This is a genomic window from Desulfovibrio sp., assembly GCF_014803725.1.
Taxonomy (GTDB): domain Bacteria; phylum Desulfobacterota; class Desulfovibrionia; order Desulfovibrionales; family Desulfovibrionaceae; genus Desulfovibrio.
Genome location: NZ_JAAVBE010000038.1, coordinates 1 through 14,230, shown reverse-complemented (window position 1 = coordinate 14,230; position 14,230 = coordinate 1). Strand labels below are relative to the sequence as shown.

At 66.4% G+C, this 14,230-nt stretch carries 11 protein-coding genes and 1 pseudogene; 5 read left to right on the top strand and 7 right to left on the bottom strand.

All coding sequences use genetic code 11. From position 1 onward, the window contains the following. Positions 1 to 9: 9 nt before the first annotated feature. Positions 10 to 2,079 (bottom strand): excinuclease ABC subunit UvrB, encoded by a 2,070-nt coding sequence (gene uvrB / locus HDR50_RS12120; RefSeq protein WP_291358525.1) that lies wholly within the window; start codon positions 2,077 to 2,079, stop codon positions 10 to 12. Positions 2,080 to 2,146: 67 nt separating this feature from the next. Here uvrB and HDR50_RS12115 point away from each other — a divergent pair, with 67 nt between their 5' ends. Then, a complete protein-coding gene (locus HDR50_RS12115; protein ID WP_291358523.1) occupies positions 2,147 to 2,662 on the top strand; it encodes a hypothetical protein in 516 nt (171 codons plus the stop codon). On the opposite strand, the gene aat is transcribed toward HDR50_RS12115, so the two are convergent. The 5 genes from aat to radA are packed head-to-tail and all read right to left on the bottom strand — an operon-like array spanning position 2,602 to position 8,136. After that, on the bottom strand, positions 2,602 to 3,381 hold the full coding sequence (aat, locus tag HDR50_RS12110) for a leucyl/phenylalanyl-tRNA--protein transferase (protein WP_291358581.1): 780 nt from the start codon (positions 3,379 to 3,381) through the stop codon (positions 2,602 to 2,604). The two genes, HDR50_RS12115 and aat, sit on opposite strands and share 61 nt — an antisense overlap. A gap of 30 nt (positions 3,382 to 3,411) precedes the next feature. After that, entirely contained in the window at positions 3,412 to 5,700 is a 2,289-nt protein-coding gene (gene clpA / locus HDR50_RS12105; protein WP_291358521.1) for an ATP-dependent Clp protease ATP-binding subunit ClpA, read from the bottom strand. A gap of 54 nt (positions 5,701 to 5,754) precedes the next feature. Continuing rightward, entirely contained in the window at positions 5,755 to 6,072 is a 318-nt protein-coding gene (gene clpS / locus HDR50_RS12100) for an ATP-dependent Clp protease adapter ClpS (protein WP_165076855.1), read from the bottom strand. A 30-nt stretch (positions 6,073 to 6,102) separates the two neighbouring features. Further along, positions 6,103 to 6,744, bottom strand: a complete 642-nt coding sequence (locus HDR50_RS12095; RefSeq protein WP_291358518.1) for a class IV adenylate cyclase — start codon at positions 6,742 to 6,744, stop codon at positions 6,103 to 6,105. A gap of 12 nt (positions 6,745 to 6,756) precedes the next feature. Further along, positions 6,757 to 8,136 (bottom strand): DNA repair protein RadA, encoded by a 1,380-nt coding sequence (gene radA / locus HDR50_RS12090; RefSeq protein WP_291358517.1) that lies wholly within the window; start codon positions 8,134 to 8,136, stop codon positions 6,757 to 6,759. A 227-nt stretch (positions 8,137 to 8,363) separates the two neighbouring features. On the opposite strand from radA, the gene glpA reads away from it, so the two are divergent. Genes glpA through HDR50_RS12075 form a run of 3 tightly spaced genes read left to right on the top strand, consistent with a single transcriptional unit; the run spans position 8,364 to position 12,524 of the window. Next, a complete protein-coding gene (glpA, locus tag HDR50_RS12085) occupies positions 8,364 to 10,019 on the top strand; it encodes an anaerobic glycerol-3-phosphate dehydrogenase subunit GlpA (RefSeq protein ID WP_291358516.1) in 1,656 nt (551 codons plus the stop codon). Next, positions 10,003 to 11,319 carry an anaerobic glycerol-3-phosphate dehydrogenase subunit GlpB gene (gene glpB / locus HDR50_RS12080; RefSeq protein ID WP_291358515.1) on the top strand — a complete coding sequence of 439 codons (1,317 nt, stop codon included), beginning with the start codon at positions 10,003 to 10,005 and terminating at the stop codon, positions 11,317 to 11,319. The genes glpA and glpB overlap by 17 nt, the downstream gene beginning before the upstream one ends. Then, positions 11,316 to 12,524: an anaerobic glycerol-3-phosphate dehydrogenase subunit C gene (locus tag HDR50_RS12075; protein WP_291358514.1), complete on the top strand. Its 1,209-nt coding sequence runs from the start codon at positions 11,316 to 11,318 to the stop codon at positions 12,522 to 12,524. The genes glpB and HDR50_RS12075 overlap by 4 nt, the downstream gene beginning before the upstream one ends. 124 nt (positions 12,525 to 12,648) lie before the next feature. On the opposite strand, the gene HDR50_RS12070 is transcribed toward HDR50_RS12075, so the two are convergent. Then, positions 12,649 to 13,653 carry a DUF1848 domain-containing protein gene (locus HDR50_RS12070; protein ID WP_291358512.1) on the bottom strand — a complete coding sequence of 335 codons (1,005 nt, stop codon included), beginning with the start codon at positions 13,651 to 13,653 and terminating at the stop codon, positions 12,649 to 12,651. A 231-nt stretch (positions 13,654 to 13,884) separates the two neighbouring features. Between HDR50_RS12070 and HDR50_RS12065 the strand changes: the two are divergent. Then, positions 13,885 to 14,230: pseudogene (locus HDR50_RS12065) on the top strand (IS5 family transposase); the annotation flags it as partial.

The window sequence follows — 14,230 nt, the reverse complement described above, 5'->3', positions numbered from 1 at the left end:
GATACCTTTTTACTCGGGGAGGGCGATGAGCCGGGTGCGCAGGGCGCGGATGCGGTCCCGCAGCTGGGCGGCCTGCTCGAATTCAAGATCCTTGGCGGCCTGGCGCATTTCCTTTTCCAGCTTCTGCACAAGCGCGGCCACGGCCTCGGCGGTCAGCGGCACCTCGTCCTCGGCGGGCTTGGCCTTGCCGCGCCCGCGGCTTCTGGGCTTGCCGGGCTCGTTCTCCACATACAGCGAGTCCAGCGGCGATTCAAGGCTTTTCGTGGTGCTGCGCGGGGTGATGCCGTGCTCCTCGTTGAAGGCGATCTGCTTGGTCCTGCGGCGCTCCGTCTCGTCCATGGCGGCGCGCATGGAGGCCGTCACCGTATCCGCATAGAGGATCACCTTGCCCTTGGCGTTGCGGGCGGCGCGGCCAAATGTCTGGATGAGCGAGCCCGTGGATCGCAGAAAGCCCTCCTTGTCCGCATCGAGGATGCAAACCAGCGAAACTTCGGGGATGTCCAACCCCTCGCGCAGGAGGTTGATGCCCACGAGCACGTCGAATTCGCCCATGCGCAGGGCCTTGATGATCTGCAGGCGCTCCAGCGTGTCGATATCCGAATGCAGGTAGCGCGCGCGGACGCCCATGTTGCAGCAGTATTCCGTGAGGTCTTCGGCCATGCGCTTGGTGAGCGTGGTCACGAGCACGCGCTCCCCGGCCGAGACGCGGGCGCGGCACTCGGCGAGCAGGTCTTCCATCTGGCCCTTGACCGGGCGCACCTCCACCTCCGGGTCCACAAGGCCCGTGGGACGGATGATCTGCTCGGCCACCACGCCCTGCGCCTGGTCGAGCTCATAGCGGCCCGGCGTGGCCGACACATAGACCACCTGGTTCAAAAGCCCGGTGAACTCGTTGAACTGGAGCGGCCGGTTGTCCAGCGCCGAGGGCAGGCGGAAGCCGTAGTCCACGAGGGTCTGCTTGCGCGAACGGTCGCCCTTGAACATGCCCCCCACCTGGGGGACGGTGATGTGCGACTCGTCCACAAAGAGGAGGAAATCCTTGGGGAAATAGTTGAGCAGGCACGAGGGCGCCTCGCCGGGCCGGCGGCCGTCAAGGTGGCGCGTGTAGTTTTCGATGCCGTTGCAGTAGCCAAGCTCCTCCAGCATCTCGAGGTCGAGCTGGGTGCGCTGCTCGAGGCGCTGCGCCTCCACGAGCTTGCCCTGGGATTTGAACCACGCGAGGCGGTCGGCGAGCTCCGTGCGGATGTCGTTGGCCGCGCGGTGGAGATTGTCCTGCGCGGAAACGAAGTGGCTTGCGGGATAGAGCACGGTCTTGCCGATCTCGGCCAGCGTCTCGCCGGTGAGCGGGTCGATCTCGCGCAGGGATTCGATCTCGTCCCCGAAATATTCCAGTCTGAGCGCCCGCTCGTGGTGGTAAGCGGGGATGATCTCCAGCGCGTCGCCGCGCACGCGGAAGGTGCCGCGGTGGAAGTCCACGTCGTTGCGCTCGTAGTGCACCTCAACGAGGCGGCTGATGAGCTCGTCCATGGGGAAGTGCTGGCCCACCTCCACGGGCACCACCATCTTGGCGTAATATTCCGGCGAGCCGAGGCCGTAGATGCAGGAGACCGAGGCCACGATGATGACATCGCGCCTGGTGAGCAGGGCATGCGTGGCCGCGTGGCGCAGCTTGTCGATATTGTCGTTGATGGAGGAGTCTTTCTCGATATAGGTGTCCGAAGCCGGCACATAGGCTTCGGGCTGGTAATAGTCGTAATAGCTGACGAAATATTCCACCGCATTGTGCGGGAAGAGCTCGCGGAACTCGTTGTAAAGCTGCGCGGCGAGAGTCTTGTTGGGCGCGAGCACCAGCGAGGGCCGCTGGCAGGCGGCAATGACATTGGCCATGCTGAAGGTCTTGCCCGAGCCGGTCACGCCGAGCAGCACCTGTGCCGGCACGCCGGCGCGGATATTGGCGGCGAGCTCGGCGATGGCCTGCGGCTGGTCGCCCATGGGGGCATAATTCGTTTGCAGCTTGAAGGGCGCGGGCGCCCCCGCTTCCAAAACCGGGATATTTAGATTACCGTCATTGAGGTGCATGTAAGCCCTCCGGCTGTGCCCCATTCATCCGAATCTCGGCCGCAAGGCCGCAACCCGCGGGGACGCTATGGAAATCTTACGCCTTGACGCGCCGGGAAAGCCCCTTTGCGACAGGATCTATGTGTTCGGCGCCACGCTGAAGGCCTTTCGCGGCAAGCGCCATGTGGAGACGCACATCATCCGCCACGGCGCCACGGAAGAGGAGCTCGCCGCCCTGCGCGGCAAGGGCCTCGTGGCCCCGCCCGACCCGGCCATGCCGGCGGCGCTGCTCGAAGGCGCCACCGAGGACCGCGCCCTCGCCTGCCTGCTCGAGGCCTTCACCGCCGAGGAAAGCGAGGCCCTGGCGGCGTGGCTGCAAAAGCGCTACGCCGACAGGATCGAAAAGCTCGTCATCTGCCCGCTGGACCTGCCCGTGCCCCTGGGCGTGGGGCCGCTCGGCGAGATACCCGAGGGGGGCGAGACCGGCTTCATCCGCTTTGACGCGGCCCCGGGCTATGACCTGCCCTTTGCCGCGCGCGCCTTTTATGACCTCTCTTCCCAGACGGCGGGCGAGGCGTCAACGCAAGAGCCCACGAACACATAGCGCTCGCGCCAGGGCTCCCAGGGGCAGAAACGCGGCTCGCCGTCGTCCGGCGGTGGAGCCTCACACCCGCTTTCGGGGGCCAGCGCGGCCGAAAGCTGCCGCAAAAATTCGCTCCTCGGCAGGAGCTTCGCGCCCATGCGCTCCATGTGCGGCGTGGCCTGCTGGCAGTCCAGCAGGGTGGCGCCGCGGCGCCTGAGCAGCGCCACGAGGCCGGCCAGCGCCGCACGCGAGGCCTCCGGCTCCGTATGGAACATGGACTCGCCGAAAAAGGCGCGCCCCAGGGCAACGCCGTAAAGGCCGCCCACCAGCCTGCCGTCGCGCCACGCCTCCACCGAATGGGCATAGCCGTACGAATGCAGCCGCTCATACGCGGTCAGCATCTCGGGCGTTATCCACGTGCCCGGCGGCTCCGGGCCTGAACGGGGGGCGGCGCAGGCGCTCATGACCCGGCCGAAGGCCGCGTCCAGCGTGAGCGTGAAGGGCGAGGCCCGCATGGTGCGGGCGCTGCGCCTCGGCAGGTGGAAGTCCTCCAGCGGGAGCACGCAACGCGGGTCGGGCGACCACCAGAGCAGCGGCAGCCCCGGGCCATACCAGGGAAAGATCCCCAGGCTGTAGGCCGCAAGCAAACGCACCGGCCCGAGGTCGCCCCCCATGCAGAGGGGCGCGTCGGCCGGTGCGTTTGCCGGGTCGGGAAAGCGGGCTGCCAGCCGGGAAAACATAGCCAACATGGCAGCCTCTCCCGTCAGGAACTAGACAGCCGGAGCGGCCGTGGCCGCGGCTTTCTCGCGGCGCTTGCCCGCGGGCGCGCCGGGCGCCAGCGTGAGCGCGTCGTCCTTGAGGCCGAGCTTGACCACCCCGCCCTTTTTCAGGAAGCCGAAGAGCAGTTCCGTCGCCAGCTTGTCCTCCAACTGGTTGCGCAAGAGGCGGCGAAGCGGGCGCGCGCCCATGGCCGGGTCAAAGCCGTGTTCCGCCAGCCACTGGCGCGCCGGCTCGGAAACGCGCAGCTCCACTTTGCGCTCGGTGAGCGTGCCCCGGATCTCGTCCAGGAACTTGTCCACGATGCGGAGCATCATGGGCTGGGTCAGGCTGTGGAAGGGCACCATGGCGTCGAGCCGGTTGCGAAATTCCGGCGCGAAGAGGCGCTCCACGGCCTTGAGGCCCTTGCGCGCCGCATCCGTGGGCGCGGCTTCGCCAAAGCCGATGGGCGAGCCGGACATCTCGAAGGCCCCGGCATTGGAGGTCATGATGATGATGGCATTGGAAAAATCCGTCTTGCGGCCGGAATTGTCCGTGAGCGTGCCATAATCCATGACCTGGAGCAGCACATTGAAGATGTCCGGGTGCGCCTTTTCCACCTCGTCCAGCAGGATGACGGAATACGGCGCCTTGCGCACGGCCTCGGTGAGCTGGCCGCCCTCGTCATAGCCCACATAGCCCGGAGGCGAGCCGATGAGCCGCGAGACCGAGTGCTTTTCCATGTATTCGCTCATGTCGAAGCGCAGGAACTCCACCCCCAGGATCTCGGCGAGGCTGCGGGCCACCTCCGTCTTGCCCACGCCCGTGGGCCCATAGAAGAGGAAGGAGCCCGAGGGGCGCCGCTCCCGGCTCAGGCCAGCGCGGGCGCGCAGGATGGCGCGCACCGTGAGCTCGATGGCCTCGTCCTGCCCGAAGACGCGGCGCTTGAGGTTGCGCTCGAGGTGGGCGAGGCGCCCGCGCTCGCTGCCCGAGACCGTGCGCGGCGGAACGCCGGCCATGCGGGCCACGATGCGCTCCACATCGGCGACGGTCACGGCCGGGCGCTTCTCGTCCCCGCCTTCGGCCTCGCGGCGCAGGCGGACGGCGGCGCCGCATTCGTCCATTACGTCGATAGCCTTGTCCGGCAGCAGGCGGTCACGCACATGGCGCGCCGAAAGGTCGGCCATGGCCCTGAGCACGGACGGCGTGTAGCGGACGCCGTGATGCTCGGCATAGCGGCCCTCCAGCCCTTGCAGGATGGCGAAGCATTCGTCCACGCTGGGTTCGCGCAGGTCGATGCGCTGGAAGCGGCGGGCGAGGGCCCGGTCCTTCTCGAAATGCTTGCGGTATTCCTCGTAGGTGGTGGAGCCGATGCAGCGGATCTCGCCGTTGGCGAGCGCGGGCTTCAGCATGTTGGCCGCGTCCAGCGAGCCGCCCGAGGTCTCGCCGGCGCCCACGAGGGTGTGGATCTCGTCGATGAACAGGATGGCGTCGGGCATGTTCTTGAAGGCTTCCACGATGCCCTTGATGCGGGCCTCGAAATCGCCGCGGTAGCGCGTGCCGGCCACGAGGAGGCCCATGTTGAGGGCGAAGATGCGCGTTTTTGCAAAGAGCTCGGGCACCTTGCCCTCCGCGATGCGCAGGGCGAGGCCTTCGGCCATGGCCGTCTTGCCCACGCCCGCCTCGCCCACGAAGAGGGGATTGTTCTTGCGGCGCCGGCAAAGGATCTCGATGGCGCGGTCAAGTTCCTGGGCGCGCCCCACCAGCGGGTCGATCTTGCCTTCGCGGGCCTTGGCCGTGAGGTCAACAGTGAACTCGGCGAGCGGGTCCTTCTCGCCCTTGGCGCCCTCCTCGCACTTGCGCTCGCCGCCCTCGCGCTCCATGCCGTGCGAGATGAAGGTCAGCACGTCGAGGCGGTTCACGCCCTGCTTGCGCAGAAAGTAGCGGGCATAGCTCTCCTCCTCGTCCATGATGGCGATGAGCAGGTCGCCCATTTCCACGGCGGCGCGCCCGGAGGAACGCACATGCCCGAGCGCGCGCTCGAGCACCCGCTGCACGCCCTCGGTCTGGGCGATGCGGTAGTCCCCGGCCTGCGGCGCGGATTCCATCTCGGAGCGGAAAAAGCCCTCCAGCTGCTCGCGGAGCAGGCCCACGCCCGCGCCACTGCCCTCGAGGATGATCCGGCCCTTGGTGTTCTTGGTCAGCGAGAAAAGAAGGTGCTCCACGGTCAGCATGTCGTGGCCGCGGCGCTGCACTTCCATGACGGCGTCCCGAAGGACCTCCTGCACGCTTTTGCTCAGCATAGACACTCCACGGGGGCAAGCGCCCCCACTACCCGCCGCGCCTGCGGCGGTCCGTCACAACTTTTCGAGGCTGCACCTGAGCGGAAAGCCCGCCTGGCGCGCAGCCTTGTGCACCTGGCTCACCTTGGTTTCCGCCACTTCGCGCGTATAGACACCGCATTGGCCGACGCCATGCTGATGCACGTCGAGCATGATGGCCGTGGCGTCCTCCAGGGTCCTGCGGAAGATGCTGCGCAGGATGCCCACCACGAAGTCCATGCTCGTGTAATCGTCGTTATGCAGGAGGACGCGGTACCGCGCGGGTTCCCGCACTTCTTTTTCAAGCCGTGTGGGGCGCTCGGTATCCACCCCTGCTGATGCGTAGGACGGCATGCGCGATTTCTCCCGGAGAGCCGCAGGATTTCAGGAACAGGCGCCCGCCCCGTCGGGGAGGCCCAGTTGCCGCCGCAAACGGCGCCGTTCTTCGGGCCCGAACACGAAGGAGCGTTCCGGCGGCAAGCCCTGCGCGCTCCGCCATTCCTGATGGAGCGCATGATAACTTTTGGTGCTGATTTCGTGTTTGTCAAGGCCGAGGCGGCCCGCAACGGCATCCACCGCCTCCGGCGAACCCTCCACCTCCACCACGCGGCAAAAGGGAAGTTCGTCCAGCTCCACGAGGAGGGCGCCCCCCTCTTGCGCTGCCAGCCGCCAGACGGAGCGCACTTTTTCATAACGGGCGCTTTCGGTGAAGCCCAGGGCCGCAAGCACGCCCTGCATGACCTCGGCGCTCTCCACCTCGAGCTCGCGCTCCTCGCGGGCCTTGAAGCCTTTGGCGGAATTGGCCACCGGGAGCTTCAGGGTGAGCACATGGCGCGTCCGCCCGGGCCATTCCTGGCTGCGCACGCGCAAAAGGCGCCGCGAGGTCCAGAGGCTCAGGTCCGGCGTGTCCATGACCACGTTGGCCTCGAAATGCGCGCCCAGGTCTTCCGCGCCGGCTTCGGCGAGGGCGCGCCGAAGCTCGTCAAAATCCACGCCAAGATATTTGCGTTCGATCTCAAGAGCCATTGTGCCCGCCTTTCAGGAACGGTTGAAGAGCCGCCGCTGCAACTCGGCGATGGTGCGCACGCAGCCGGGCGCCTTGTCCTCCCGGTCGTCGTCCCCGGAAGGCGGGCGCACGATGGGCGAAAAGCCCAGCCTCCTGGCCTGGGCCACGCGGATGGCCTGCGCGGCCACCGGCCGGACCTGGCCATTCAGATCCACCTCGCCCCAGAAGATGCTGCGCTCGGGCAGCGGCACATCATAATACGAGGACAGCACGGCCGCCACGAGGGCGAGATCGAGCCCCGGCTCCTGCAGGCGCATGCCGCCGCCCACCTTGGCGTAAATATCCACCTGGCCGAAATTGAGCTTGAGCCGCTTTTCCAGCACGGCGAGCAAAAGGTGAAGGCGGTTGGCGTCAAAACCGAGCGCCGCACGCCGCGGGATGCTGAGGAAGGTGCGCGCGACGAGCGCCTGCACCTCCACGGCCAGCGGGCGCTGCCCGTCCACGGCCATGACCACGGCCGTGCCGGAGAGTGCCGGGTCGCGCGCGCCGAGGAAAAAGGTGGAAGGATCGTCCACCAGCTCCATGCCGCCGCCGCCCATGCGGAAGACCAGAAGTTCCTCGTTGGGGCCAAAGCGGTTCTTGAACACCCGCAGAAGGCGGAACATCTGGCGCCGGTCGCCCTCGAGGGAGATGACCGTATCCACCATATGCTCGAGCAGGCGCGGGCCGGCGAGCACGCCGTCCTTGGTCACGTGCCCCACGAGGATGAGCGCCACGCCGAGGCGGCGGCAGGCCTCCTGCAGGGTCGTCGCCACGGCGCGCACCTGGCCCACGTTGCCGGGCAGGCCTTCGGCCTCGAGGCTCGTGAGGGTCTGGACGGAATCCACCACAGCAAGGGCCGGGCGCTCCGCTTCCGGGGCGCTTTCAAGGGCGTCCACCACGTCCTCCACCCGCGAAGTAGCCATGGCGAGGAGCTGCGGGCCGAGCAGGCCCAGGCGCTCGCCCCGGGCCTTGATCTGCGGGAGGGATTCCTCGCCGCTCGCATAGAGCACCGGCCGCCCCTGCGCCGCCACGGCCCCGGCCACCTGAAGCAACAGGGTCGACTTGCCGATACCGGGCTCGCCGCCCACGAGGATGGAAGCCCCCGGCACGAGGCCCCGGCCGAGCACCCTGTCCAGCGCGTCGAGCCCGCTCGGGAAGGGCCGGTGATCGCCGTCGGCCACGTCGCGCAGGACGCGCGGGCGCGTTGACGAGCCGGAGCTTCCGCGGGCGGCCGCTCCGCCCTTGGAGGGAGATGGCCGCGCTTCGGCCACAAGGGTGTTCCAGGCCTGGCAGCCGGGGCACTGGCCGCGCCAGTGCGGGCTCTGGGCGCCGCATTCCGTACAGCGGTAAATCTCTCGGATTTTTGCCATGCCAAAATTTAGGAAAAAGCCATTCCCGAGGCAAGCTCCGCCCAAGGCACGCCCCCGCCGGGTGCAACGCGTGCCCCGCCCGCCCGAACGCGAAAACCCCTTGACGAATGCCGGCAAAACTCGCAAACATTTTTTCAAAGACAATGGCTGATCATGTGCGGCTGCCGCCGGCCTGCGGGGGCGTGCGGCAGGCGCGGCGCATTTTGTGAAACCTCACAGGAGGCTCCATGCTGGAGACCACGGTTGTCGTCATTGGCGGCGGCGCTACCGGCATGGGCACGCTGCGCGACCTGAGCATGCGCGGCGTCCCAGCCATTCTGCTGGAACAGGGCGGCATCGCCCACGGCACGAGCTCCCGCTTTCACGGCCTGCTCCACAGCGGGTGCCGCTACGTCGTCAATGACCCTGAATCGGCCCACGAGTGTATCGAGGAAAACATGATCCTCCGCCGCATCGGCAAAGGATGCGTGGAGGTCACGGAGGGCTTTTTCGTCCTCACCCCCAAGGATGACCCCAACTTTGTGGAGCCCTGGCTCAAGGGCTGCGATGCCGCGGGCATCAAGGTCAAGGAGATCACGCCCGCCGAGGCCCTCAAGCTCGAGCCCAACCTCGCGCCCGACATCCAGCGGGTCTTCCGCGTGCCGGACTCCTGCGTGGACGGCTTCCGTCTGGTGCTCCACAACCGCATGTCGGCCGAGCGCTACGGCGGCCGCGCCTACCTCTATCACAAGGTCGAGGAGATCAAGCAGCGCAATGGCGCCGTCTGCGGCGTGACCGCGCGTGACCTCATGACCGGGGAGCTCATGGAGATCGCCTGCCGCGTGGTGGTCAACGCCGCGGGCTCGTGGTCAGGCGAAGTGGCGGCCATGGCCGGGCTAGAAGCGGCCATCACGCCGGATCGCGGCACCCTCATCGTCTTCAACCACCGCTTCACCTCGCGCGTCATCAACCGGCTGCACCCGAGCTCCGACGGCGACATCTTCGTGCCGCACGGCTCCGTGACCATCCTCGGCACCACCTCCATGCCCACGGACCGCCCCGACGACACCACCCCCACCTATCCCGAGGTGACGCGCCTGCTCGAGATCGGCGAGCCACTCTTCCCGCAGGTACACGAATACCGCATCCTGCGCGCCTTCGCGGGCACGCGGCCCCTCTATACGCCCGGCGGCGCCTCCGGCCGCAAGGCGAGCCGCAATTTCAACGTGGTGGACCACGCGGCCGACGGCCTCGACGGCATGGTCTCCATCTTCGGCGGCAAGCTCACCACCTACCGCCTCATGGCCGAGCGCGTCACGGACGATGTCTGCCGGCGCCTCAAGGTGACGACCCCCTGCCGCACGGCCGAAGAACCGCTCATCGAGGCGCCCGACCCGGCCGTGCTCGCGCGGGCGGCCAAGCTCTTCCCGGTGCGCGCCCTGAACCTCATGGCCGACCGCCTGGGCGACGACCTCACCAAGACCCTGCAGATCGCCGAAGTGGCGGCCGTGGCGTCAAAAAACACCAAGAACACGCATATCACCGATTTCGGCGGCGGCAATCCGCTGCTCTGCGAGTGCGAGATGGTGTGCCTCGCCGAAGTGGAGTGCGTGGCCCGCGACCCCTCCACCCATTCGCTCACCGACATCCGCCTGCGCACCCGGCTCGGCATGGGCACCTGCCAGGGCACCTTCTGTTCCCTGCGCTCGGTGGCCTCGCTCGTGGAGCACGGCATCCCGCTGGAATTCGCCCCGGCGGACAGCATGTGCCGCTTCCTCCAGGAGCGCTGGAAGGGCCTCCGGCCCGTGCTCTGGGGCCAGCAGGCCCGCGAAATGGAGTTCAGCCGGTCCGTTTATGCCGGAATCCTCAATCTTGACGGAGCCATGCATGAGCAGAACAACTGACGTTATCGTGGTGGGCTCCGGGCTCGGGGGCCTCATGGCCGCGCTCGCTGCGGCCCGCCAGGGGCGCGAAGTGCGCATCATCAGCGAGGGGACGGGCTGCCTCGCCATTGGCACCGGCTGCGTGGACCTGCTCGGTTACGCGCCTGACGGGGCGAGCGTGGAAGACCCCTGGGCGGCCATGACTGAGCTTGCGCCCGCGCATCCGTATTCCCTGCTCGGGGCGGAGAAAGTCCGCGCAGGGCTGGACGCGCTCACGGAGACGACGGCCAAACACGGGCTTGTCCTGCGCCCGGCCAGCCGCGACGGCAAGCCCTGCAATACGCGCGTTCCCACCATCATGGGCACGCTCAAGCCCACCTACCTCATGCCGGATACCTTTGAGCCGGATGACCTTGGGAAGGCGAAACGCGTGCTGGTGGCGAGCGTGATGGGCTTCCGCGACTGCCGCCCGGCCCTCGTCATCGACCAGTTGCGCCGCTATCCCGACTGGGCCGGCAAGGAATACTTCCCCTGCCTCATCCCCACGCCTTTCGACGACGCGCACCGGGCGCTCAACGCCCTTGACCTCGCCCGGGCCGCCGAGCGGCCCGGGGGCAGCGAATGGCTCATCGGCTCGCTAAAAGAGCGGGCCGAAGGCTGCGACCTTGTGCTCATGCCCCCCATTTGCGGCCGCCATGCAGGAAGCCCGCTGACGCGCGAGCTGCGCGAGGCCCTTGGCTGCCCTGTCGTCGAGATGCTCTCCATCCCGCCGGGGGTGGGCGGCCTGCGCATCCGCGACGCGCTCATGCGCGAGCTCGCCGCCCTTGGCGTGGAACTGGTGGAAAATGCCAATGTCATCGGCGCCGGTGTGGCCGAGGGAAAGTGCCTCAGTCTCGATATTTCCAGCACCGGCCGCAGCTATTCCACCAAGGCGCGGGCCTATGTGCTCGCCACGGGCGGCATCCTGGGCGGCGGCGTCCTGCTCGAGCCCGGGCGGGCCATCGAGCGCGTTTTCGGGCTCGACCTTGCGCTGCCCGCGGATGTGGCCGACTGGACGGAGCCCGAGATCTTCGGCAACCAGGCCGTTTCCAAGGTCGGCGTGCGCGTGGATGACAAGCTGCGCCCGCTGGATGCCAACGGCGCGCTCGCGCTGGAAAATGTCTTCTTTGCCGGCCGCACCCTGGCCGCCCATGACCCCGCCGTGGAGAAAAGCGGCTACGGCGTGGCCGTTGCCACCGGCTGGCAGGCCGGCCTCGCCGCCGCGGAACTTGCGGGCGCGGCCCGCCACACCGGGGAAGCCGCCACTGGAGGGGAGCAATGAGCGTTCGCATCAGTCCCGACAAGTGCATCGCCTGCACCACCTGCGTTGTGCATTGCCCGGTGGCCCGGGTGACGCCCAAGTATCTCGGGCCGCGCATGATCGGGCCGGCCTATGAGCGTTTCCGCCTGCTGGGCCTCGCGGAGGACGAATCCCTCACCTATTGCTCCAACTGCAAGAACTGCGACATCACCTGCCCGCAAGGGGTGCAGGTTTCAAGCATCAACATGCTTGCCCGCGCGGAGCATTGCAAGAAGCACGGCACCAGCATGCGCGACTGGGTGCTCGCCCACGGCGAACTCCAGGCCAAGCTGCTCCAGCTCATCCCGGCCGCGCTCAAGAACTTCGGCATGCTCAACCCGGTGACGCGCAAGGTGCTCGACATGTTCGGTATCGACAAGCGCGCCCCGCTGCCCGCTTTCGCCCCCAAGACCTTCCGCCAGATGGCGCGCAAAGTGGAGCAGCCCTCGCTGCCGCGCAAGGTGGTCTTCTTCCCGGGCTGTTTTGTGGATGTGTATGACCCGCAGACCGGCCTTGACATGATCTGGGCCTTCAACCGCGCGGGCTATGAGGTCATCACGCCCGAGAAGTTCGGCTGCTGCGGCCTGCCCATGATCGCCAACGGCTTCTGGCAGGACAGCCGCCGGCAGGCGAAGCGCAACCTGGCCGAGATCGCCCGCTGGCGCGATCAGGGCATCCCGGTGGTCACGGGCTGCCCGAGCTGCGCCCTCACCTTCCGCCAGGACCTGCCGGAATTCTTCCCCGACCTCGTGGAGAAGCACGGGCCGGGCGTGCTGGAAGACGCGCAGGACTTCCTCCTCGATTGCGTGGACCGCGGCGAGCTCGCGCTGGAAGACAAGGCCCCCGGCGACCTCTCCCTTATCTACCACGCCCCCTGCCACCTGCGCGCACAGGGCAACGGCCTCCCGGGCCTCAAGCTGCTGCAGCGGCTCAAGGGCGTGAGCGCCCGCAATGCGGACGCCGGCTGCTGCGGCATTTCCGGCAGCTACGGCTTCAAGAAGGAAAAGTACGACATAGCCCAGGAGGTGGGTTCCGAGCTCTTCCACGTGGTGCGTGAAAGCGGCGCGGACTTCGCCACCAGCGAATGCGGCACCTGCCGCGTGCAGATCCAGCATGGCAGCGGCAAGAAGGCCCTGCATCCCGTGAGCATCCTGCGCGCGCGCCTCGAAGGACGCCGCCCGGCCTAATCGCGGAAAGCAACAAAGACACTCCGGCCCGGGGCTGGCGCGCAGTTTGGCGCACCAATCCCGGGCCGCTATTTTTGCCGGGGCAGGAAGTTATGGCGTTCGGCCGATGCGGCGCGCTCCTCCCCTACCGGCTTTCACTTTCGCCCCGCGCCGCTCGCAGCCCCCGCTCGACCTCGGCTTGCGATCCATTGGCATAGCAATAGACGCAGAGATGCGGACAGGTATTGTAGCGGCCGATATCCTTGCTGGGCGCGCAGCCGCAGGCCGCCCTCTGGCCCCGGTCCTTCACGGGCGCAAGCCCCGCCGGCACCTCTTGCAGAAGGCTGCCCTGCTCCTTGCGCGCCGTGGCGCCGCAGATGCGCGCAAGTTCAGCGTTTTCGGGGCAAAGCCGCAACAGGAGCGCGGGGTCGATACACCTGTTATGCTCAATTCCGAGATGGAGCAGGTCCACCGTTTCCGCACATGTGGCTAGGCGGAGTGGCGTTTGCAGGCCCACATTCATCCGCGCGATGCCCTCTGCAAGCTCGTTCATCTCCTCCGCATCAGGCGCCCGGTATCCCGGGGCCTGTTTTGCAAGCCGCAGCGCCATCTTCCTGTACATGTCGAGAAAACTGAAGACGAGCTTTTCCGTATGCGGCGCGAGCAGTTCGGCTACGCGGTGCAGGCGTTCAAGAATGACGGCAACACTTAGGCGATTGCCAATGAGGATGGGGTCATGACGCCAAATGACGCGATGCTTGCCGAAACGCCCGGAAAGTTCCTGAAACGTTGCGATGCGCCGGTCGAGTGACGGCACATGCGGTTCCAGCCCCTCCCGCTCATAGTCATTCAACGTGTACTGAAAATAAAATGCGTAGCCGCGGGCTTCAATCTCGGCAAGATACGGCAGGAGAGGAGAGGGATCCTTGCTCCAGAAAACGATGGCCGCGCACTGGTCAAAGGAGACATATTGCCGCTGGCGCGCATTGAAGGGGTTTTGCCACAGGCAGTGGCCGGCGCGCAGCCGGTCCATGAACCATCGGGCGTGGAAGGCAGGGATGTCGGTCGCTCGGCTCGCCGAGATGACAAGGGGCGCGATGGCGCCCTTGGGCCCAGCCGGCGTGGCGATTACAGTTTGAGTCCATTTCATCCGGTACACAATATATCCGGGAATCGTAACCCCATGCATGCACGTTATCTGTGAGCAAGCTCTTCTGTCAACTTGAGGAGTCAGAAATACCTCACCACAATTTTATCCAGCCTGATACCACATATTTATTTGTGTCGTGTAAAATGTTTACTGTTGCCTCCTAGATAGTGTCGTCATTTCTATTTTAATTTATGTAGCTTTCTGCTATCCTTTTACCAAAAGGAGGCAGATATGCAAGCTGCACATCGTCGCCACGATATATCTGACAAGGCTTGGGAGCTTTTGGAACCGCACCTTCCAGGTCGAGAAGGAACCCGAGGCGTTACTGCCCGTGATAATCGAAATTTTCTCAATGCGTTTTTTTTGGATCCTGCGAACAGGTGCTCCATGGCGAGATTTGCCGACTGACTATGAGGACTGGAAAAATACCCATCGCCGTTTTTGCCGATGGAGAGATAGTGGGGTTTGGGAAAGGCTACTCGAAATTCTTGTATCCGACCCAGATTTTGAATGGCTTATGATTGACGCAAGCCATATCAAGGTTCACCCGCACGCTGCAGGAGCACGGGGTGGCAAT

What these genes read in the sequence shown, in the direction of transcription:
- HDR50_RS12075 (WP_291358514.1), top strand. Translation starts at nt 11,316, where the DNA reads ATGAGCGTTCGCATCAGTCCCGACAAGTGCATCGCCTGCACCACCTGC.
- HDR50_RS12070 (WP_291358512.1), bottom strand. Translation starts at nt 13,653, where the DNA reads ATGAAATGGACTCAAACTGTAATCGCCACGCCGGCTGGGCCCAAGGGC.
- glpB (WP_291358515.1), top strand. Translation starts at nt 10,003, where the DNA reads ATGAGCAGAACAACTGACGTTATCGTGGTGGGCTCCGGGCTCGGGGGC.
- clpA (WP_291358521.1), bottom strand. Translation starts at nt 5,700, where the DNA reads ATGCTGAGCAAAAGCGTGCAGGAGGTCCTTCGGGACGCCGTCATGGAA.
- uvrB (WP_291358525.1), bottom strand. Translation starts at nt 2,079, where the DNA reads ATGCACCTCAATGACGGTAATCTAAATATCCCGGTTTTGGAAGCGGGG.
- glpA (WP_291358516.1), top strand. Translation starts at nt 8,364, where the DNA reads ATGCTGGAGACCACGGTTGTCGTCATTGGCGGCGGCGCTACCGGCATG.
- clpS (WP_165076855.1), bottom strand. Translation starts at nt 6,072, where the DNA reads ATGCCGTCCTACGCATCAGCAGGGGTGGATACCGAGCGCCCCACACGG.
- radA (WP_291358517.1), bottom strand. Translation starts at nt 8,136, where the DNA reads ATGGCAAAAATCCGAGAGATTTACCGCTGTACGGAATGCGGCGCCCAG.
- HDR50_RS12095 (WP_291358518.1), bottom strand. Translation starts at nt 6,744, where the DNA reads ATGGCTCTTGAGATCGAACGCAAATATCTTGGCGTGGATTTTGACGAG.
- aat (WP_291358581.1), bottom strand. Translation starts at nt 3,381, where the DNA reads ATGTTTTCCCGGCTGGCAGCCCGCTTTCCCGACCCGGCAAACGCACCG.
- HDR50_RS12115 (WP_291358523.1), top strand. Translation starts at nt 2,147, where the DNA reads ATGGAAATCTTACGCCTTGACGCGCCGGGAAAGCCCCTTTGCGACAGG.